At 59.0% G+C, this 19,641-nt stretch carries 11 protein-coding genes; 1 reads left to right on the top strand and 10 read right to left on the bottom strand.

Features of this window, described 5'->3' with window-relative positions:
* Window positions 1–48: 48 nt before the first annotated feature.
* Window positions 49–2,100 carry an AsmA family protein gene (locus tag K2184_RS05365; RefSeq protein ID WP_004106693.1) on the bottom strand — a complete coding sequence of 684 codons (2,052 nt, stop codon included), beginning with the start codon at window positions 2,098–2,100 and terminating at the stop codon, window positions 49–51.
* Between the two features lie 195 nt (window positions 2,101–2,295).
* Between K2184_RS05365 and K2184_RS05360 the strand changes: the two genes are divergently transcribed.
* Complete coding sequence (locus K2184_RS05360; protein ID WP_004106695.1) at window positions 2,296–3,225, top strand: sugar kinase; 930 nt, start codon at window positions 2,296–2,298, stop codon at window positions 3,223–3,225.
* Window positions 3,226–3,429: 204 nt separating this feature from the next.
* Here the strand turns inward: K2184_RS05360 and K2184_RS05355 are convergent, their stop codons facing one another.
* From K2184_RS05355 to bcsR, 9 genes are all read right to left on the bottom strand, one after another.
* The gene (locus tag K2184_RS05355; protein WP_004106697.1) at window positions 3,430–4,935 is read right to left on the bottom strand and encodes a M16 family metallopeptidase; all 1,506 of its coding nucleotides are present in this window, start codon (window positions 4,933–4,935) and stop codon (window positions 3,430–3,432) included.
* 219 nt (window positions 4,936–5,154) lie between these two features.
* A complete protein-coding gene (locus tag K2184_RS05350; protein ID WP_016807550.1) occupies window positions 5,155–6,441 on the bottom strand; it encodes a dicarboxylate/amino acid:cation symporter in 1,287 nt (428 codons plus the stop codon).
* 154 nt (window positions 6,442–6,595) lie between these two features.
* The gene (hmsP, locus tag K2184_RS05345) at window positions 6,596–8,602 is read right to left on the bottom strand and encodes a biofilm formation regulator HmsP (protein ID WP_049591482.1); all 2,007 of its coding nucleotides are present in this window, start codon (window positions 8,600–8,602) and stop codon (window positions 6,596–6,598) included.
* Between the two features lie 469 nt (window positions 8,603–9,071).
* Window positions 9,072–12,557 carry a cellulose synthase complex outer membrane protein BcsC gene (gene bcsC, locus K2184_RS05340; protein WP_163525733.1) on the bottom strand — a complete coding sequence of 1,162 codons (3,486 nt, stop codon included), beginning with the start codon at window positions 12,555–12,557 and terminating at the stop codon, window positions 9,072–9,074.
* Window positions 12,539–13,645: a cellulose synthase complex periplasmic endoglucanase BcsZ gene (gene bcsZ, locus K2184_RS05335; protein ID WP_049591481.1), complete on the bottom strand. Its 1,107-nt coding sequence runs from the start codon at window positions 13,643–13,645 to the stop codon at window positions 12,539–12,541. Before bcsZ ends, bcsC begins: the two co-directional genes overlap by 19 nt.
* A 6-nt stretch (window positions 13,646–13,651) precedes the next feature.
* Complete coding sequence (gene bcsB / locus K2184_RS05330; protein WP_023321744.1) at window positions 13,652–15,991, bottom strand: cellulose biosynthesis cyclic di-GMP-binding regulatory protein BcsB; 2,340 nt, start codon at window positions 15,989–15,991, stop codon at window positions 13,652–13,654.
* A 10-nt stretch (window positions 15,992–16,001) separates the two neighbouring features.
* Complete coding sequence (bcsA, locus tag K2184_RS05325; RefSeq protein ID WP_017145271.1) at window positions 16,002–18,620, bottom strand: UDP-forming cellulose synthase catalytic subunit; 2,619 nt, start codon at window positions 18,618–18,620, stop codon at window positions 16,002–16,004.
* Window positions 18,617–19,354: a cellulose biosynthesis protein BcsQ gene (gene bcsQ / locus K2184_RS05320; protein WP_004106711.1), complete on the bottom strand. Its 738-nt coding sequence runs from the start codon at window positions 19,352–19,354 to the stop codon at window positions 18,617–18,619. Before bcsQ ends, bcsA begins: the two co-directional genes overlap by 4 nt.
* 11 nt (window positions 19,355–19,365) lie before the next feature.
* A complete protein-coding gene (gene bcsR, locus K2184_RS05315) occupies window positions 19,366–19,554 on the bottom strand; it encodes a cellulose biosynthesis protein BcsR (RefSeq protein WP_004106713.1) in 189 nt (62 codons plus the stop codon).
* Between the last annotated feature and the right edge of the window lie 87 nt (window positions 19,555–19,641).

The raw sequence follows: 19,641 nt of genomic DNA, 5'->3' as shown, positions 1-19,641 counted from the left end.
TCTCCGTCCACTCCCCCGGCCATCCGGCCAGGGGAGTCTTCTTCCCGACTATTTTTTCATCTGCGACAAGATTGCCCGACACTGGTTCGCCTCGCCTTCGGCAGGTGATATCAGCGCCAGCAGCGCTGCTGCCGGCGTCACCAGCGTCGCCAGCGCTGCCGCTACCGCGCCGCGGGCAATCAGCGGCCCCGCCTTCACGCCCGCATTCGGCGACTTAAAGCTGCCGCGAACGTACAGCGGGGAGCGCAGGGTGATAATACGAAAGCCCTTACTCTCCGGATCGATAGTGAGGTCCAGCTGCTCCGACGCAAAGCTGGCGGTCCCGGTCACGTTGATCAGCGCGTTTTCGGTATCAAACGCGAACACCTGCGGCCGGGCGACGCCGTTGACCACGTCGATATTCGCCGCCGCGCAGTTCACCCGCACCTCATCATCGCCAAAGATCTGGCCGATAATAAAGTTACCGACGTTCAGGCCGAGGATCTCCATCAGGTTACGGCTAATCAGCCCGTCGTTCATCAGCAGCTTCAGGTTACCGTTACTGTTGCCCAGCAGCGCGGCGACGGAGTTACCGGTGCCGCGAAGCTCAACATCGCCGTTCATTTCGCCGAGCGTTTTCTGCATCATCTCCACGTTTGGCATCAGCGCTTTGAGCTTCAGGCGGCGCGCCTGCAGGTTGGCCGTCCCCTGCAGCGGTTTTTTATCCCCTTCAAGATGAATGCTGCCGGCGAGGGTACCGTTAGCCAGCCCCAGACGCAGCGGCTGCAGGCGCAGGTCGCCTCGCTGCAGGATGATGTGCGTAGAAAGGTCGCTGATGGGTAGCGTGCTGCCGTGCTCAATCCGCCGTCCTTTGAAGCGCACATCGGCATCCATTACCTGCCACTTGTCGGTTTCAAAGCGGTCATACGGCAACACTTTTCCGGCTGGCTGCGGAGAAGCTTCACCTTTACGCCGTTCAGTCTGGCTGCCTTTGCCGCCGGAATCGACGCCAATCAGCGGCCCCAGATCCGCCAGCCGTAGCTGCCTGGACTCCAGATCGCCCTCCAGCTTAGGCCGGGGTTTACCGGTGGTGTAGATCAGCGACCCGTGGATATCGCTCTCGCCAATACGGCCATTGAAATCCTGATAGGCGAAGCGTGAACCGTTTTTCTCCTTAAAGGTGGCGCGCAGATGGCCGTCGGTAGAGAAAGTCGGCGTATCCGGCAGCAGTACGCCGGTCAGATCGTAGAGATCGCCCAGCGAATCACCGGAAAACTTGAGGCGCAGATCGACGCCGCCGAGATTGAGCGGATCGCTGACCGTGCCGGTAAAAGCGACCCGGGTATTGCCGGAACGAAAATCCCCCTGCAGCGGGAACGGCGTCCCTTCGCTGCGCAGCGCCAGCATGCCGCCGATTTTGCCGTTACCGGAGAGCGGCTGCCCGTTGTAGCTCCCTTTCGCCTGCAGGCCGAAGACGTAATCGCCCACTTTCTGCGACGCTCCTTTCCCTTTTTCGCCGGTCACTTCACTAAACGCCAGCGGTTTACCGAGCGGATCAACCACGATCGTCACATCGGCGCGCGATACCTTGTCATCGATAGCAATCTTGCCGCGATCGAAAAGAATATTGTCGAGTCGGAAAGACCAGCTGGAAGGCGCCGCATCTTTCTCAGACGCTCCCGCCGAAGCCAGGTCGAAAGTCCAGTTGTTGCTCTTCTCCGACAGTCGAATCAATCGCGCGTCCGGCTGTTCAAGCTTAATCCACGGTAGATAGACCGTTTTGCTGAGCAGCGCCAGCGGGGCGAGGGTCGCCTCAACGCGCGGCAGGTGAACCATGGTGACCTGCGGGATGTCAGGCGGGTTGCCGAGGATAATATCTTCGGCATGCACGTGCGGCCAGGGTATCCAGCTTCGCCAGCCTCTTTCGCCGGGCTGGCGCTCCCACACGACGCCCAGATCGCCGCGAATCGCAAACGGACGGTTCAGCTCGGCCGACACTTTCTGATTAATCGTCGGCTTCAGGCGATTCCAGTCAAAGGTCGCCACCACAATAAAAAACAGAACGATCAGTACGACTATCGTTCCAAGGATAATAGCCACGGTTTTACGGGTTCTGGTCATCCCTTCTGCACTCCTTTTGCGTCTCGTCAGTCATGAATATAGTTGAGAAACGTCAGGTGCTCTGCCAAATGCGCTTTTCGTCACATAATCCGCGTCAGGTCAAAAAAATAATGGAACGTTGTTTTAATATCATTGACCATAAAAGCGGCCCAGCGCACACTAGGGTTAATATTGATTTAATTTCAGGTCATCACTATGTCTAAGAAAATTGCCGTCATTGGCGAATGCATGATTGAGCTGTCAGAGAAAGGCGCGGCGGTAAATCGCGGCTTTGGCGGCGACACCTTAAACACTTCCGTCTACATTGCCCGCCAGACCGACGCCAGCGAGCTGGGCGTACACTATGTTACCGCCCTGGGCACGGACACCTTCAGCCAGCAGATGCTCGAATCCTGGCAGAGTGAGAATGTCCAGACGGACCTGATTCAGCGCATGGCCGACCGTTTACCGGGCCTCTACTACATCGAAACTGACGATACCGGCGAGCGTACGTTTTACTACTGGCGTAATGAAGCCGCAGCGAAGTTCTGGCTGGAGAGCGAGCAGTCTGCAGCCATCTGCGAAGAGCTGGCGACCTATGATTATCTTTACCTCAGCGGCATCAGCCTGGCGATCCTGAGCCCGACAAGCCGCGAGAAGCTGCTGACCCTGCTGCGGGAATGCCGGGCAAACGGCGGTAAAGTTATCTTTGATAACAACTATCGTCCGCGCCTGTGGAGCAGTAAAGAAGAGACGCAGCAGGTTTATCAGCAGATGCTGGCCTGCACCGACATTGCGTTCCTGACCCTTGATGACGAAGACGCGCTGTGGGGCGAGAAGCCGGTGGCAGAGGTGATTGCCCGCACTCACGCCGCTGGCGTTGAAGAAGTGGTGGTGAAGCGCGGCGCCGACTCCTGCCTGGTAGCGATTGCCGGACAGCCGCAGCTGGAAGTCCCGGCCGTTAAGCTGGCAAAAGAGAAAGTCGTTGATACCACGGCAGCGGGCGATTCATTCAGCGCCGGCTATCTGGCCGTGCGCCTGACCGGCGGCGATGCCGAATCGGCGGCAAAACGCGGCCACCTGACCGCCAGCACGGTGATTCAGTATCGCGGTGCGATTATCCCGCGCGAGGCGATGCCGCAGTAATTTCGATGGAGTTACGCCCGCCGGCGAGAATCCCGGCTTGCGCTGCGCTTAGCCGGGCTACGGGTTTACCGCCATCTGCACGCCGGTAGACCGGAGAAGGCGCTCCAGCGCCGCCTCCAGGAAAATCACCGGGCCAATCCCGAGCAATAGTTAAAACAGATAAGCCATAAACCTCACCGGATAGCCACGCTATCCGGTTTTGCTTTACTGCGCAGGCGGGATATCCGTCGCTTCGCTACGTCCTTGCGCAACATCACCGGCGCTGTTCGACGCCGCGGCGGCCGCTGGCGCTGGCGCCATCAGCTTTTCCCACGTCGCCTGCAGGTCCTTCATGTTGTACTCCGGTTCGCCCTGCGGCTGCTGCAACACCAGCGCCATATCCTGCGAAAGCTGCTGACGCAGGTACTGATTCAGCATGTCAACCGTCAGCGAATTGAGGAACTCCTGACGCAGCTTCTGATACTGCTCGGGAGCGATATCCACCACCTGATTTTGCAACGAACGCATCCGCTGGCTAATCAGAAGATAGGTATCCGTACGGGCATAGGTGGCAAACAGCTTCTGCAGTTCAAGGTTTTTCTGCGCAATCAGGGCATCAAACTCATCCTGCGGCAGACCGTTATCGCGCACTTTCGCCAGCTCGCGCGCCACGGTCGTTAAGTTGGCGTTCAGCCGCTCGCCCGGCGATTCGATATTGATCGCGCACTGGGCGCGCTGGTAAAGCACGCGGCAGTCAAAGCCCAGGCCGATATCCTTGATGTTACTTTTGCTCAGATTCTGCTGAACGTGCCAGAACAGCGCTTCTCTGGCGAGGTCATCTCGCCAGTAGCGCTGCAGCGCGACCGAGTCGCGAATCGGCTGCCACGGCGCATCCCACATCAGCGACAGCTTATCCTGGCGCACTGCATCGGTCATGATGCTGACCGGCGTCGTCGGCAGCGGCGACAGGGTAGGAACCGCCACCGGCGTTTCGCGCTTGCCCTTCAGGCCGCCGAAAGTTTTGTTAATTTGCTCCGCGACGCTGCGGCTATCGACGTTGCCGACCACAATCAGGGTCATGGCATCCGGCGTGTACCACTTGTGGTAATAGTCTTTAAGCTGAGCAATATCCACCGGCTGCTTCAGCGGCGCCGCCGGATCATGCCCCAGCATGGTGGAGCCTTTCAGCCGATAACGCCACCAGCCCTCTTTAGTATCCGCAGGCCAGGTGACCACCATATCTTCGCCCTGCAGCGCATGGTTGACCGCTTCCGGAGTGATCGACATTTTACCGCTGGCGCTCGCCAGCCAGCTCAGCGCCTCTTTCAGCAGGTCGTTACGGTTATTCGGTAAGCTCAGGTTAAACAAACTGTAGTCATAAGAGACGATGGCGGGCGGCAGAGGACGTTTCGGGTCAATACTCTGCTGCCATAGCGAACGGGCCTGCATGGTCGGGAGGCCACCGTTTTGCGTCAGCGCGAGGCGCGGGATAAAGTGGCTAAAGCCGCTCTGCTGAGTGCTTTCGCTCAGCGAGCCAATATTCACGGACAGGCGAACTTCGATACGATCGCTGGGACGCTGCGGGGTGGCTAAAACCTGCCACTGAAACCCGTTTGCCAGTGTGCCCTGTTGCCAGGCCGGGTCCGGCTGGAGCGCTTCTGCCTGCACATAACCGACCGTCGCCAACATCAGCAAACCACCGGTTAAGAGTCGAATTTTTGTGCCCTGCATGTGAACCCCTGATGAACAATCCTGGTTACAACAGCGGCCCACGGGAGGGCCGCCGAAAAAATGGTGAGTTAAGTACGTCGGTTAGACCACACGGAGACGAAAATGTCGCATGTTGACGTGAAATAATCATAAGGGTCACCGCCGCGCATGCGGCAGCGACCCCTAATTATGCGCAGGAGCCCATAGTCCAGCAAGGGACTATGGACCTAACAGATGGATTTATGAGGATAATTCGTGCGATTTGTCTACCGGCGTACGGTTATTCAGCACATTATCGAGCTGCTGTGAGTCCAGCTCTTTAACCCATTTCGCGACCACAATAGTCGCTACGCCGTTACCCACCAGGTTGGTCAGCGCGCGCGCCTCGGACATAAAGCGGTCAATGCCAAGGATTAACGCCAGACCGGCGACCGGCAAATGACCGACGGCGGAGATGGTCGCCGCCAGGACGATAAAGCCGCTGCCCGTCACGCCCGCCGCGCCTTTCGAGGAGAGCAGCAGCACCACCAGCAGGGTAATCTGATGGAAAATATCCATATGGCTGTTTGTCGCCTGGGCGATAAACACCGCCGCCATCGTCAGGTAGATTGAGGTGCCATCGAGGTTAAAGGAGTACCCCGTCGGGATCACCAGCCCCACCACCGATTTACGGCAGCCCAGCTTCTCCATCTTATCAAGCATCCGCGGCAGCGCCGACTCGGACGAAGAGGTTCCCAGGACGATCAGCAGCTCTTCGCGGATATAGCGGATGAACTTAAAGATGCTGAAGCCGGTGGCTTTGGCGATCGAGCCCAGTACCACCACGACAAACAGGATACAGGTGATGTAGAAGCAGACGATCAGCTGACCAAGCTGCACCAGCGTACCGACGCCGTATTTCCCGATAGTAAAGGCCATGGCGCCGAATGCGCCAATCGGCGCCAGGCGCATGATCATATTGATGATGCCGAATATAACCTGCGAGAAGCTTTCGATAACGTTAAAAATCAGCTGGCCTTTGCTGCCCAGACGATGCAGCGCAAAACCGAACAGCACGGCAAACATCAGCACCTGCAGAATGTTGCCGCTGGCAAACGCGCCAATCACGCTGCCGGGGATAATATCGAGCAGGAACGCCACGATACCCTGATCTTTCGCCTGTTCGGCATAAACCGCCACGGCCTTCGCATCAAGGGTGGCCGGGTCAACGTTCATACCCGCGCCGGGCTGCACCACGTTAACAATGATCAGACCGATGATCAGCGCGATGGTGCTCACGACTTCAAAATAGAGCAGCGCCACCGCCCCGGTGCGGCCGACGGCCTTCATGCTCTCCATCCCGGCAATCCCCGTCACAACGGTACAGAAGATAACCGGGGCAATAATCATTTTAATCAGCTTAACGAAGGCATCGCCGAGGGGTTTCATCTGCGCACCCAGCTCCGGGTAAAAATGGCCCAGCAGAATACCGATCGCTATGGCCGATAAAACCTGGACATAGAGGCTTTTAAAGAAAGAGATTTTCATAGGGTGTCCTTTGGATATAACCACAGACTGTGAGGGGGTATTGCGTCTGTGGCTTAAAAATAACACCCATGAAACATTTCAGAAATAACGAGTGATGAAATTGCAATGCAATTGTTAATTTATTTGAACTGACTCGCATAAGCTAACAATGTTGTTACAAACTTGCATCCTCAACAACAGCCGGTAAAAAGCGGGCCTTAAAAGCCTCAGGCGGCATGGCGCAGCCAAAAAGATAACCTTGCACCGTCTCGACACCCGCCTCCTGCAGCCAGCGATACTGCTTATCGGTTTCAACGCCCTCCGCGACGATGTGCAGATTCAGCCCCCGCGCCAGCTGGATAATCGCGGGCACCATGCTGATGTCATCAGGTAGCATATCGATAAAGACTTTATCGATTTTCAGGATATCCACCGGCAGCGATTTAATATGCTGCAGTTGACGCAGCCCGGCGTAGCCCATACCAAAGTCGTCCAGCGCGATCCGCACGCCCGCTTCACGCAGCGGACGCAGCAGGGAAATCATGGCCTGCGGGTCGTCTATTCGACGGCTTTCGGTGACTTCGAGGATCAGCGTGCCCGGCGCGATACGATAGCGCCCGAGCAGCGCCAGCATCTCCGCGCCGCGATCGTGATGCAGCAGCTGTAGCTGCGACACGTTGACCGATAGCGGCAACATGATCCCCTGATTTTGCCAGGCGGCAAGCTGTCGACAGGCCTCTTCCATCACCCAGTAGCCGACCGGGACGATCAGCCCGCAGGCTTCGATACGCTCAATCAGATCGCCCGGCAGCGACCAGCTTCCGTCAGCCTGACGCTGACGCAGCAGCGCTTCTGCACCGCAGACCTCGCCGCTGATAGTATCCACCTGCGGCTGCAGCCAGATGGCAAACTGCTGATTATCAAGCGCCGTTAAAATATCGTGCTCTTCCATCAGGCGGCGCTGCGCTTTTTCCATCTGTTCCGGATCGAAGAACTCAATCTGATTTTTACCTTTACGCCGCGCGGTAACGGCGGCGGAAAACGCCCGGCGATAGAGCTGTTCGCCGTTAATTTCGCCGTTAAACATCGCAATGCCGACGCTGGCGCAGGGGCGCAGCTGGATACCGTGCAGCGGTAAACGTTCGCTCAAGACAGTAAGTACTTGCTTACTTAACGTCACCGCCTGCCAGGGCTCGGTAATTCCATGGGCCAGAATCGCAAAGTCGTAGCCGCTCACCTGGGCCAGGACCATCTGCGTCGGGATAACCGCCCGCAGCTTTTCAACGAGCGTCAACAGCAGCATTTCGCGCTGCGTCTCTTTGAGTACGCCAGCGGTATCCTGCAGCGTTTCGCAGGCGACAATCAGCAGCGCAGACGCCTGCGCACGGGCGACGGTTTGCTCCAGCATCGCCATCAAAAAGGCTTTATTTGGCAGCTCGGATACCGGGAAACGGGTCGATTGCAAAGAGAGTTCATCGTGCAGGCGCAGCAGAGTCTGCTGGTTACGGTTATAGCTGCGCACCAGCATGCCGATTTCATCGTCATGATGTAAGCGCGGTATAGAAAGCTGATGGCCAAGACGCTCCTGCTGCGGGACATCATTCAGCTCGCGGGCGATTTTACGCAGCGGTCGTACCATCAGACGGTTGATGCACCAGGTGATGGCTACCGTCAGCATCAGCACCAAAAGTAAGTAAGCAGTCACTAATGTTGCCAGGGCGCTCATCACGAATTTATACATGCGATATGAATCGGCTTGCAGCACCAGATAGGCCAGCGGCTGTGGGTTAGCGGGCCGCTCAAGGGAGTAGATAGGCAGCGAAATCTGTACCGGCAGTTCAAACATGCGGGTGATGGTTACCGGCACCGGACGCTCGGGGATAAAGCGCATCCGCAGCGCCTGGAACTGATTAGGCAGGACAACATCCGCCCGGCTGACGATGCCAGCAGGCTGAATGCGGCTCAGAATAGCTTCCGCCTCCGGGATATCGGCTTTCAGAATAGCCGCTGACAGCGGTTCGCGGACGGAACGCGCAATGCTCTCTAACTGCGTGGCCGTGGTATAGCGACTCTGCTGAACGAAATGGAACAGCAAAATAGAACAGAAGACGAGTACAAACGCCATGGACACGCTCGCGACCATTGCCATCTGTTTAATTGTAAGTGAACGGCTGACGCGCAACGGGGTTCTCCACTGAAACTGAACGCATACCCGGTTTAGATCCATCATCTCCGGTCGTTTTCAGGCTGATTATATACTCAAATTGTTCGCTCACGCCCGCAAGGCGCGAAGCAATACCATCGGGAGGCTTTCCCGGCGGCGGCACAGACGTGTAAGCATAGCGCGACCCGGGGACAATTCCCGGGCGGCGGCTGACGCCTTACCCGGGCTACAAAACGACAAAACCGTCCGGGGGACAAGTTCACCACCGCCATCGGGTCGGTAGCCCGGACAAGGTGCCTCTGGCACCGCCTCCGGGATACAGCGCGCAATGCAGCTTCGCTAGCTCTCCCCAGTGGCGCCGCGCTTACCGGAGCTAAAGGTTCACAATCGCCACCGGAGGGGAAATCGGGCTGTATGGCCGGAGGCAACGAGTATACGCGAAGAGCGCCGTGGAGTGACGCCCTGTCGCATAATTCAGCCTAATCTGCTACCAGTCGGCGTAAGGGACCAGCGGTTGCGGCGGCATATCCATATCGCCCTGCCAGCCGGAAGCCGAATAGCGGACGTACAGCAGCGCATGGCTCGGGGTATAATCCTTCGCCTGCTGAATATCCACCGCCGCCCCGACAAACCAGTTGCTGGTTACCCGTCGTTCAATCAGCGCCCGCGCGGTATAGCCGACGCCAGAGCTGCTGCTGCCTTCTTCCGTAAGCTGGCTGGCATCATGACGATACTGAGAGGGGATCAAATTGAGCAGCGGATAGCGCGCCTCGGTTTTGGTCCGCGAGTGGGACCACGACACCGAGCCCCCCAGCTCCCATGACCAGTTCTCCGTCCGCTGACGCCAGGTCACAGGTACCGAGAAGGAGACATATTCCTGCGGACTGTAATATCCCCCCTGACCCAGGGTATAGCCGCTCAGGTCTTTATCGTAGTGCCAGAGCATATTGTTCAGGCCGACGGTGACCCGGCGGTTATCTTCGTTGATCGCTTTATAGTAGTAGCCGGTCATCCAGCGCACGCGCCAGTTGTCGGCAACGTTTTTCCCGGTCAGCTGGTCGACGCCCAACGAAGACCAGACCCCGTTGGCCTCGCCTTTATCGTAGCTCAGACTCACACCGCCGCCGTCGGCGCGCACCCCGCCCCAGGTCTTGCCAGTATGGCCGCCGTTAGGGTTATCTTTCTGCCCGCCGAAGGCCAACAGCGAGCTGGAGATGGGTCGCCGATGAAGATTAACGGTGTAGCCCAGCGGGCCAACGTCGCTGCTGTAGCTCAGGCCGCCCACCACATCAACGACGTTAAAGCCCATCGGCGTGGTGCCGATATCGCCGCTCCAGGTCTCGTTCTGCCAGCCCACCGCTACGCTGGCGCCGCTGTCGCTCTGATGTTTGCTGCCGCCGGTACAGGCGATTTCGCCGCAGGTGCCCCAGCTCGGCGCATAGCTGCCGTCGCTATTGGTAGAAAAACTCCCGGCATCCATATTAACCAGATCGGTACGGAAGAACATTCGCCCGTCGGCCAGCGGGGCATCTACGTGTAACATGGTGGTATGCGCTTTCAGATCGGAATAGCCGCCGGTACCGCTGGAGCCCCAGTAATCATGCTCGAGGGTGACGTTAAGATCCTGCTGACGATAAAGATCGGCGGCATCACTGCGGATCCCGCGCTTGAGCCAGTCATCGCTGCTGTCGTTACGCGTTAAGCGCGTAAAGGTGTCGTTATCCTGCGGGCGCTCGCGAGTAACCCCGGAGGCCACCATGGCATCCTTATAACCTTCCAGCGCCTGCTGCGGCTCGCCGTTCTGCGCCTGGAAACGCGCGGCGTCGCGCAGCACCAGCGCGCTTTCCATCGACGGCGGCTGCGCTTTCGCCTGGGGCACGATGCGGGCGAAGGTTTGCTGCGCCTGAACGCGATCGCCCAGACCGGCCTGCGCGAGGGCAATACGCCGCTGCATATTGATAGAATCGATGTCTTCGCCCTTGAGCTGCGCCACCTGAGCGCGGGCAGCATTCTTATCGCCGTCGGCAAGATACACTTCCGCGAGTCCCAGACGCGCATCGCCGTTATCCGGCTGCTGGCCAAGCACCCGCTGATATTCCGCTATCGCAGTCTGGCTGTCGCCGCGCTGCTGCGCCCAGTCCGCCAGCGTGAGCGCGTAGCGCACCGACGTCGGTTGCTGTTTAATCAGCGCGATAGCCTGGGCCTCCTGGCCGCTATCGCGCAGCTGGTTTGCCTGCCGCAAGATCCTGTCGCTTTGCAGACGCGCCTCCAGCTCGCGAATATTGTCCGTCCACTGCCCTTGAGGCAGGGCGTTTATCTGCGCCAGCGCCATCTCATCCTGATTATTACCGGATAAATAGAGGCCGTAGGCGTAAACCCGATCAGCATCGCCAGGCTGGCGGTTGACCATCGCGCGCATCAGCGCGTCAGCCTCGCTGCGGTTGCCCGCGCTGACCAGATCCCGCGCCAGGCGGTAGGTTATCCACACGCTATCCGGATCCAGCGCCAGCCGACGGCGCTGCACTTCCGCCGCTTGCGCCCAGTTCCCCTGGCTCTCCAGCGCTTCGGCCTGTTTCTCCAGGCGTTCGTTCGTCAGGCTACGTTCAATATCATCAATGCTGCGCCGCTGGGCCGGCGACAGGCTGGCGATATACGCGCTAGCTTTTTCCGGCGATTCGCCGCGATACAGATTCGCCAGACCGCGTACCGCCAGGCTATTGCCGCGATCCATTCGCAGCGCGCGCTGGTAGTAACGCTCCGCCGCGGCGTTTTCTTTACGCGCCGCCGCCACGTCACCCAGCCCCAGCACCGCATAGCTATCGGTAGTGTCTATCCGCTGCGCCTGAGCGTAAGCATTTTGCGCTTGCGCCAGCTGGCCGCTTTTCAGAGCGCTATCGCCCTGCTTGATCAGCAGCCAGTAGCGGTTAGTCTTGAGCAGGCTGTCCCATTTATCGCGGCTCGGGCTATCCGGGGCCATTTTGATAGCTTTACTCAACTGAGCAACCGCCCGCGCCCGATCGCCGCGCTGGGAGTACGCCTGCCCCAATGCGCCAACCGCGTCGCTGTCTTTGGCATCCGCCCGGACAGCCTGTTGTAAATCGGCCACGGCCACCGAACCTTTCCCGGCCTTCACCGCCGCCAGCCCCTCCGCGCGATCGCGGAACGTCGGATCTTTGAGCTGGGTCTGCTGCTGATCGAGCAGAACGCGGGCATTTGCCGAGGTGGAACCGGTGGGGAATTGCACGATAAACCGCTGTAGCGCCTGTACGCTGGCCCGGCTCACCGGCATGCTTTTCACTTCGTTAAACCAGATGTCTGCTGCGATGCCACGACCCGCCGCCGAGCGCGACATCTGTTCAAGATACGCAAATCCCTCTTCCGGCTTATTATCGCCAAACATCTGTTTCGCCAGCGCCGTTTGCAGCTGGACGTTGTCCGGTAAGCGGGCGTTGAGTTTTTTCAGCTGATTGATGCCTTCGTTATGTCGGGCGGGCAGGCGCGCCACCAGCGTCCAGTACTCAATCGCCGCCTCATCATCATCCGGGACGCCGTTAAACAACTTCTCGTAAGCGGCGATGGCCTCGTCAACTTTCCCGGCCACGCCCAGCAGGCGCGCCTGCTGCAACTCCTGGCGGCCATCGCCGGTGCTGCTTTTCATCTCGTCGCGCGAAGCTTTCAGCTCCGCCGATTCCGGCGCCAGCTTCGCCAGACGCGCCAGCTGCTTCTGCGCCCCGGCCGTATCGCCCTGACGGAGAAGATAGCGCACTCGCGCGGCGACAACGTCCGGATTGTTCGGATCGATCAATTCCAGGCGGTAGAGCGACTGACGCACCAAATCCTCTCGTTTGCTGGCCTCGCCGAGGCGCACCTGCTCCAGCAGATGCTCCTGAACAGGCGTGTTCACGGCGTGAGCCAGCGGCATCAGCGCGACGCTTAGGGAGAGCGTGAATAAGCTTAATGAGAACTTGTGCATTCCTGGTTCCAGTCAGGCCGTAATTCGCCACCGGCAGTGAAGCGAAAACGGTGTTGATCCCATCCCTGGCCGAAAAGGGTCAGGACCGTGCTGTAGTAAGCATCCGCGCCGGGATAGTGGTCGGCGACGCGCTGCCGCTGAATGGCCCGGGCATCTTCATGCTGCAAGAAAGGCAGTAGCGCCGCGGAGAAGCCCACCGGACCGTTGCCGGTGGTTTTACCGGTCGCAACGTTGGTTTTTTCCGGCGGCACACCCTGCTCTACCGTCCGGGCCGCCATCGGTTTAAAGCGCGTCAGCAGGCGGGCTTTTTGCTTATCGCCATCATCGAGCATACCGGCCCACAGATAGACGCGAATGGCGTCATAGCTGCCGATAATGGGTTTCTCCGCCTTCAACTGCCAGCCTTTGCCTTTTTCGTAACGGACCCAGTCAGGCGAAAAGCCTTTCGGCGCGGTCTCCAGCAGCAGGCGCAGATTGCCGTCGCGTATCTTTGGCCAGGGAGCGCCAAACGCCGCAAAGTAGGTCGCCAGCTGCGGCGGCAGATAGCTGGGATTAAAACGCCAGCCGCCGTCATCGACGAAGCCGACTCTCCCCGGCAAAATCATCGGCCCCAGCCCCGGTACGGTAGCCACTTCTTCATCAGCAATACGCGCCAGCAGCGCTTTGCCGACTTCCGTATACTGGGGCGTTTCCCACAGTCGTCCGGCCTCCAGCAGCGCCCAGGCTATCCACAGGTCGGAATCCGAGGCTGAGTTGTTATCGAGCACCGTCCATTCGTCATCGCTCTTTTTCCCCCACAGCCATCCCGGCAGATGCGCGCGCAGATCGCCCTCGGCAAGGTTGTTTTGCGTCCACTCGAACAGCTTGCGGAAGCCTTCGCGGTCGTTGGCCGCCAGGGCAAAGAACAGCCCGTAGCTTTGTCCTTCCGAGGTGGTGATTTTTCGTGAATCGCTGGGGTCGATAACCCGCCCTTCGGCGCTGACGTACTCTTGTTTAAACTGCTCCCAGGCCGGCCACCGGCAGGCGGCGCTCGCCTGCGCCGCCGCCAGCATGCATATCGACAACACCACTGCACGTACCGCGTTCATCAGCAACTACTCATCATCAAGGTGGAGGCGACGGCGGCTGATAATACGCAGCATGCGCCACAGCACCCACGCCAGTAGTACGATGCTTAATGCCGCCAGCACCGCCAGCAGTACCGGATGGCTGGAGAGCGCAAACCAGATGCGTTCGAACCACGGCAGATGCCCGATATAGTAAACATCACCTACCCGCAGGCTGTTGACGCCCGACTCGCGAATCACCGAGACGGAGCCAAACATCGCCGCGCGTTTACCGCTATCGTTAAGCGCCTGGGTGAGCAATTCGTTACCGCGAGGGCTATCGGCCAGCAGCGCCACGACGCTGCGTTGATCGTTGTAAGGCGACTGGAAGCCGATTATCGCCGCCATCGGCCCGGATGACGTGATATCAGTGCGGGTATTCGGCGTTCTGGCTTCGGTATCGGGGTAAATGCTCGCCAGGTCGTAATGGCGCATCGGCATTTTCACCCAGCTTTTGGTCGCTTCAACCAGCAGGTTAATTTTCGTTTCGTCCTTCAGCGCCTGCGGAATAGAGCCAATCAGCAGCAGGTCGGCGTCTTTGTCCTTAATCTGGCTGCCGTCATCGGTCATGCGCAGGTTAATCGCCGCCAGGCCGGTTTGCGCGCCGATGCCGCCGGCCGTTTCCAGCAGCGTGGCCACCTGACCCTCGGTCGGAGCTTTCGGCACCACGACTAAGGTATCAGAGAGATCGGCCATCCGGCTGTAGGGGAAGCCCGCGTTAGCAAACACGCGCAGATCCGGCATGGCCATAAAGTGATAGTACTTCGAGAAGTCGATGGTCGAGTCGTCGCCAATCACCACATGATTCTGCACCGGCTGGAAGGTAATACAGTTATCGATAGAGCCGCCGGGCATCGGGTTCATATACTGAAAATCGAAGCGCAGCTGGTTCATCGCCCCAAGGCGCAGCGCCGGGATTGTCACTTCCGTTTTGCCATCCAGCAGCCCCTGCAGCACCGGCAGGCGCAGAATCAGCTTATTCACATCCTGCGAGCTGTTGAGGCTGAAAGACTGTAAGAACTGATCGTTCAGGCTGATATCCATGCGCGAGCTGTCCTTGATCGGCGGCATGGTGTAGCGATAGTTCAGGTTCATATCGATGCCGTTGGCGCGCAGCAGGTAGAGATCCGGCGGCAGGTTCAGCGCGACGTTAATGGAATCCGGCACCAGGCCGCTGGATTGCAGCTGCTGTTCGTAGGTTTTCAGCTCGGCAAAGGTCACCGCGCGATCGGTGCGCACCCAGTTTGGCGCATCGTACGGTTTACGCGCCTGCAGTTGTTTGACATCGTCAACCGTCACGCTGCTGCCGCGGAACAGAATATTGCCCTGCGCTATCCCCTTCGCCGCCTGCAGCAGGTCTTTGTCATCTCGCCCAAAGACCACCAGCAGCTTAACGTACGGATTATCCGGATGGTCGATCATTTCAATAGTCGGCGCGTTAACCGGTGGATGCTCGCGCAGGAAGTCCGGGCGCTTATCGTTGGTCGCAAAAACAACGGCGTTGCGGTCCGGCAGCGCATTGAACTGCACCGGGAACTGCTGACCGCGCCAGCCCGCCTTGCTGCCGAACCAGGAGGCAACGATCGCCGCCGCCTGCTGCTGCAGAACACCCGGCGAGGAGGCAAAGACCATCGGTAGCGTCAGCTGGCGGTTATCACGCGAATCGTAGAACGGCACAGGAAAATGCGAAAGATCGTTGCGCACGTTCAGCGACTGATAGGTTAAATCCAGATAGCTTTCGCGACCGACGTCCAGCCACAGGGTACTGCTGGCCGGGTTTTCACAGACGTCGCGATAGTGGCCGACGAACTCAAGGCGCACGCGGTTAAAGTCGGTGATATAGAGAGGATCGATAGGGATCTGCGCGCTGACTTTTTTGCCCAACTGCTCTTTGGTGACCGGCAAAACGCCCATCAGCTCATCATTAAGATAAACCTTCAGCTGCGACTGCACTGGCAGCAGTGACGGAGAGGGGGTGTAGTCGAGATTAAGCAACGCTTTCGCCACCACCTCATCGCTGCGCATGCCGAACTCGACCGAACCCTCGGGGCGCGCGCCGCGCAGTACCATGCTGCCGGGAGGCGGAGCGATTTTGGCGAAGGTCAGCTTCACGTCGCGGCTCGGGGCGTTATCGAGCACCACCACCGGCGCCGCCGGATCGGCAAGGGTCGCCGTTGGCTGGCCGTCCGCAACCGTGCCGGCAATACCGGGCACGGTTGTCGTCTGCGCCGCTGCCGTTGCCGCCGTCGGTTCCGCATACGACGCGAAGGAGGACCAGCCGCCAATGCCCACCGCTACTGCACAAATCAAAGAGAGTTTTCTGTTCATCGCATTATCATCATTGTTGGGCCATCGCCGGTTCTGCCGAGAGTGTCGCCGCAGCGCGTTCCGGACGGCGCGGAATAAACGAAACAAACCAGGCCACCAGCATGGTGAGCGAGCGGAAAATAACCTTCACCGACGGCGGGGAGAACTCCGCCAGGTGACGATATCCACGGAACCCCAGCTTCAGGATGTCCAGCAGGCTTTCCATCGGCTTATCTTCCGGGAAGCTATCCTGCCAAAGCGCCCACGTATCTGCGCGGGCAAACGTACACTGCACAAAATCAATATGTTGTTGATTGCTTAGCGGCAGCAGCTGTAGCCCAACCTCACTGCCGTTGACCCGCGCGACCCGCACCGGGAAGGCATACTCCTGCTGCCCGCGTTTCAGCAGCAGCTTAACGTGCTGGCTTTCCAGCACCTGCGCCTCGCCGTGAATTCTGACGCCGAGGCCGCCGTCGGAGTAATCATGGACGGTACAGGAGAACAGGTGCCCGTCCTCGCGGGCAATCGCCGCCGGCATTGACATCTCCACGCGATGCGAGCGCCGCACCTGCTTGCTTTCAACCGATACCGCCACCGCGCCGCCGAGAATAATCAGGTTATAGAACACCCAGATAATGCTGACCCAGACGGTCAAAATTTCGTTTTCCGGGCCGTACATAAAGCGCCAGATACCCACGCCAACGCCGACCAGGTTCAGCAGCACGAGGTAGATATAGGGACGCGAGATCACCCAGTCGACGTACTCGTCCTCCACCAGGCCGCCTTTTGCCGTCACGTTGAATTTGCCCTTATGCGGGTTAATCAACGCGACAACGGTCGGCGGCGCGATATACCACGCCAGTACCGTTTCATAGATCTCACTCCAGAAAGAGTGGCGGTATTTACCCTGAATCTTCGAGTTAGTCAGGCTGGCGTGAATCATATGCGGTAGCACGAACAGGGCGATCATCAGCGCCGGCGCATAGATGATATAGGCGTGGAGGAGCAGAAACGCCAGCGGCGCGGTCAGGAAGATCAGCCGCGGAATACCGGACAGGAAGTGCAGCATCGCGTTGACGTAGCAGATGCGCTGCGCCAGCTTCAGCCCTTTACCAAACAACGGGTTATCAAGGCGGAATATCTGCACCATCCCGCGCGCCCAGCGGATGCGCTGGCCGATATGCGCCGACAGGCTCTCCGTCGCCAGGCCGGCCGCCTGCGGAATACGCATATAGGCCGAAGTGTGCCCGCGACGATGCAGGCGCAAAGAGGTGTGGGCGTCTTCGGTGACCGTTTCCACGGCAATGCCGCCGATTTCATCCAGCGGGCCGCGGCGGATCACCGCACAGGAGCCGCAGAAGAAGGTGGCATCCCACATGTCGTTGCCGTCCTGCACCAGGCCATAAAACAGCGTGCCTTCGTTCGGCGTTTTGCGAAAACGCCCAAGGTTACGTTCAAACGGGTCCGGAGAGAAGAAGTGGTGCGGCGTCTGCATCATCGCCAGCTCTTTCTCCTTCAGGAACCAGCCCATGGTCATCTGCAGGAACGAGCGGGTCGGCACGTGGTCGCAGTCGAAAATCGACACAAACTCACCTTTGGCGTACTTCAGCGCATTGTTGATATTCCCGGCTTTCGCGTGTTCGTGCGTGGTGCGCGCGATGTAATGCACGCCAACGTCTTTGGCGAACTGGCGGAACTCTTCGCGCCCGCCGTCATCAAGGATCCAGATATTAAGCTTGTCCTTCGGCCAGTCGATCCCCTGCGAGGCGTAAATGGTGTTTTTCACCACGTTGAGATCTTCGTTATAAGTCGGCACGAAGATATCGACCGTCGGCCATTGCGCCATATCTTCCGGCAGCGGAACCGGCTGGCGGTTCAGCGGCCAGACGACCTGGAAATAGCCCAGCACCAGTACCACCCAGGCGTAGGTTTCTGCGAACAGCAGGATGATCCCGCACACCAGGCTTACGGGGTCGTCCCAGTTTAGCGTCGAGGTGTAGCGCCACCAGATATAGCGGCACGAGACCGTCAGCGAAAGCACGATCAGCATCAGCGCCGAGAAGCGCCCGGGGATGCGCCGTACCAGCAGCGCCACGCCCCACAGCAGCAGCAGAAAAATAAACTGCGAGAGCGGATTAAACGGCTGGGTAATACAGAGTAGCGCCAGGATCAGCGAGAAAAAGGTTATCGTGCCAAGGAGAAGCCGCCGCACTTTTGGATGCAGATGCCCCAGCTCCTTATGCTTATCCAGATGACCGGTGCGGGCGTTGACCTTTTCCGGTAGCTTTTCCAGCCACTGCGCATAGCGCCCCTGCACGCCTTCCAGCGCCGCCAGCGAACGCCAGTTGATCTTTTTATCCGGCTCCGGCACCCGCGTCACCAGCAGCCACAGGGCTTGCAGCAGATAGCGAATCGGGTCCAGCGGGCGCGGTCGATGCGGATTAATATGCGGAAAAAACTCGCCATGACGTTCGCGAATTGCCTGCCAGCGCGGGGTTTCCAGCGGCATCAACGCCCATGCCAGAGATGCCCACAAGCAGCCCAGCGCGGCCGCCAGCCGCGACGCGCCGTGCTGGCGATAATCGCGATAGCGTTCGCTCAACCGCTCTCCAACCGGCGGCGCCAGCAGTAGCGTACTCAGGCGAATCATTCCGCGCCCCTTCCGGCGTAGTGCAGCAGGCACCAGTTGGCCAGCGTCAGTATCTCTTCCGCCGCCAGCGAGTCCTGGCGGTATTCGCCGAGCGGTTGCTTCGCCGCCAGACACTCCGCCATCGCTTCATCACGATGAATAGTCACCGGCAGAATGCGGCGCTGGCTCTCCAGCCACAGCTGATAGAGATCCTCCTGCAGCTGGCTGCCGACGCGCAGATCGTTAATCAAAATATCGCTATTGACCGGCAGCGCCTGCTGATGCAGGCGAATATGGCTGTTGCCGTCCGGATGCACCACGACCAGCGTGCGATCGCAGACGTCAATCAGGGAGCGGGTCAGCGGTGAGAACCCGTCCGGCAGATCAATCAGCAGCCAGCGGTGATCGCCCTGCTGATGGAGCTTCTGCACCATCCCGGCCATCGGGGCCAGCGGCGTCTGAAGCTGGTCAATATTCTCGCGCTCGCCCGGCGTTAGCTGGCCAAAGGGCAGCAGATCGATATGCGAGGTGTAGCGCAGCCCGGCGTCTCGCCAGTCGTTCCCGTCGATGAGGGCGCGCGCCCAGCCCGCGTTGTGGCGGTAATCGACGTTGAAAAAGAAGCGCAGCATGTTATCCGGGCTGGCGTCCACCACCAGCACGGTTTCCCCGAGTAATTGCAGCGCCCAGGCCAGCGCAGCGGTGATCGACGTGGTGCCGGTGCCGCCGCGCACGCCTTGTAATCCCAGAATAGCCATCGATGGCTTCCTTACTTTTTCTCTGCTAATTCAGCCAGTAGCGGCCAGCGTTTCAGCGCCGCGGTTAACTGCTCGCGTCGGGAAATATCATGATAATCAATATCAGGCAGGGAAAATGCCCGGCTTAACGCCAGGAAATCATTTTGAAACGTATAGCCCAAAGTCGCATCGGTGGGTACAGCAGGCTCTTTTGCTGGCATTTCTCTGTCCGTTGGAAAAATTAATAAATTATACCGAGAGGCGTTCGTTCATCCTTAAAATAGGTTTACATGCTAAAACTGATGTCC

It is taken from the genome of Klebsiella sp. K5-306 (assembly GCF_051835185.1).
GTDB classification, from domain to species: Bacteria; Pseudomonadota; Gammaproteobacteria; order Enterobacterales; family Enterobacteriaceae; genus Klebsiella; species Klebsiella oxytoca.
Note: the sequence above shows the minus strand (reverse complement) of the source record. Positions and strands in the feature narration are given on the sequence as shown.

Bases quoted from the DNA above. Each gene is read 5' to 3' on its own strand.
- K2184_RS05365 (WP_004106693.1), bottom strand. From the start codon at position 2,100: ATGACCAGAACCCGTAAAACCGTGGCTATTATCCTTGGAACGATAGTC.
- K2184_RS05360 (WP_004106695.1), top strand. From the start codon at position 2,296: ATGTCTAAGAAAATTGCCGTCATTGGCGAATGCATGATTGAGCTGTCA.
- K2184_RS05355 (WP_004106697.1), bottom strand. From the start codon at position 4,935: ATGCAGGGCACAAAAATTCGACTCTTAACCGGTGGTTTGCTGATGTTG.
- K2184_RS05350 (WP_016807550.1), bottom strand. From the start codon at position 6,441: ATGAAAATCTCTTTCTTTAAAAGCCTCTATGTCCAGGTTTTATCGGCC.
- bcsC (WP_163525733.1), bottom strand. From the start codon at position 12,557: ATGCACAAGTTCTCATTAAGCTTATTCACGCTCTCCCTAAGCGTCGCG.
- bcsZ (WP_049591481.1), bottom strand. From the start codon at position 13,645: ATGAACGCGGTACGTGCAGTGGTGTTGTCGATATGCATGCTGGCGGCG.
- bcsB (WP_023321744.1), bottom strand. From the start codon at position 15,991: ATGAACAGAAAACTCTCTTTGATTTGTGCAGTAGCGGTGGGCATTGGC.
- bcsA (WP_017145271.1), bottom strand. From the start codon at position 18,620: ATGATTCGCCTGAGTACGCTACTGCTGGCGCCGCCGGTTGGAGAGCGG.
- bcsQ (WP_004106711.1), bottom strand. From the start codon at position 19,354: ATGGCTATTCTGGGATTACAAGGCGTGCGCGGCGGCACCGGCACCACG.
- bcsR (WP_004106713.1), bottom strand. From the start codon at position 19,554: ATGCCAGCAAAAGAGCCTGCTGTACCCACCGATGCGACTTTGGGCTAT.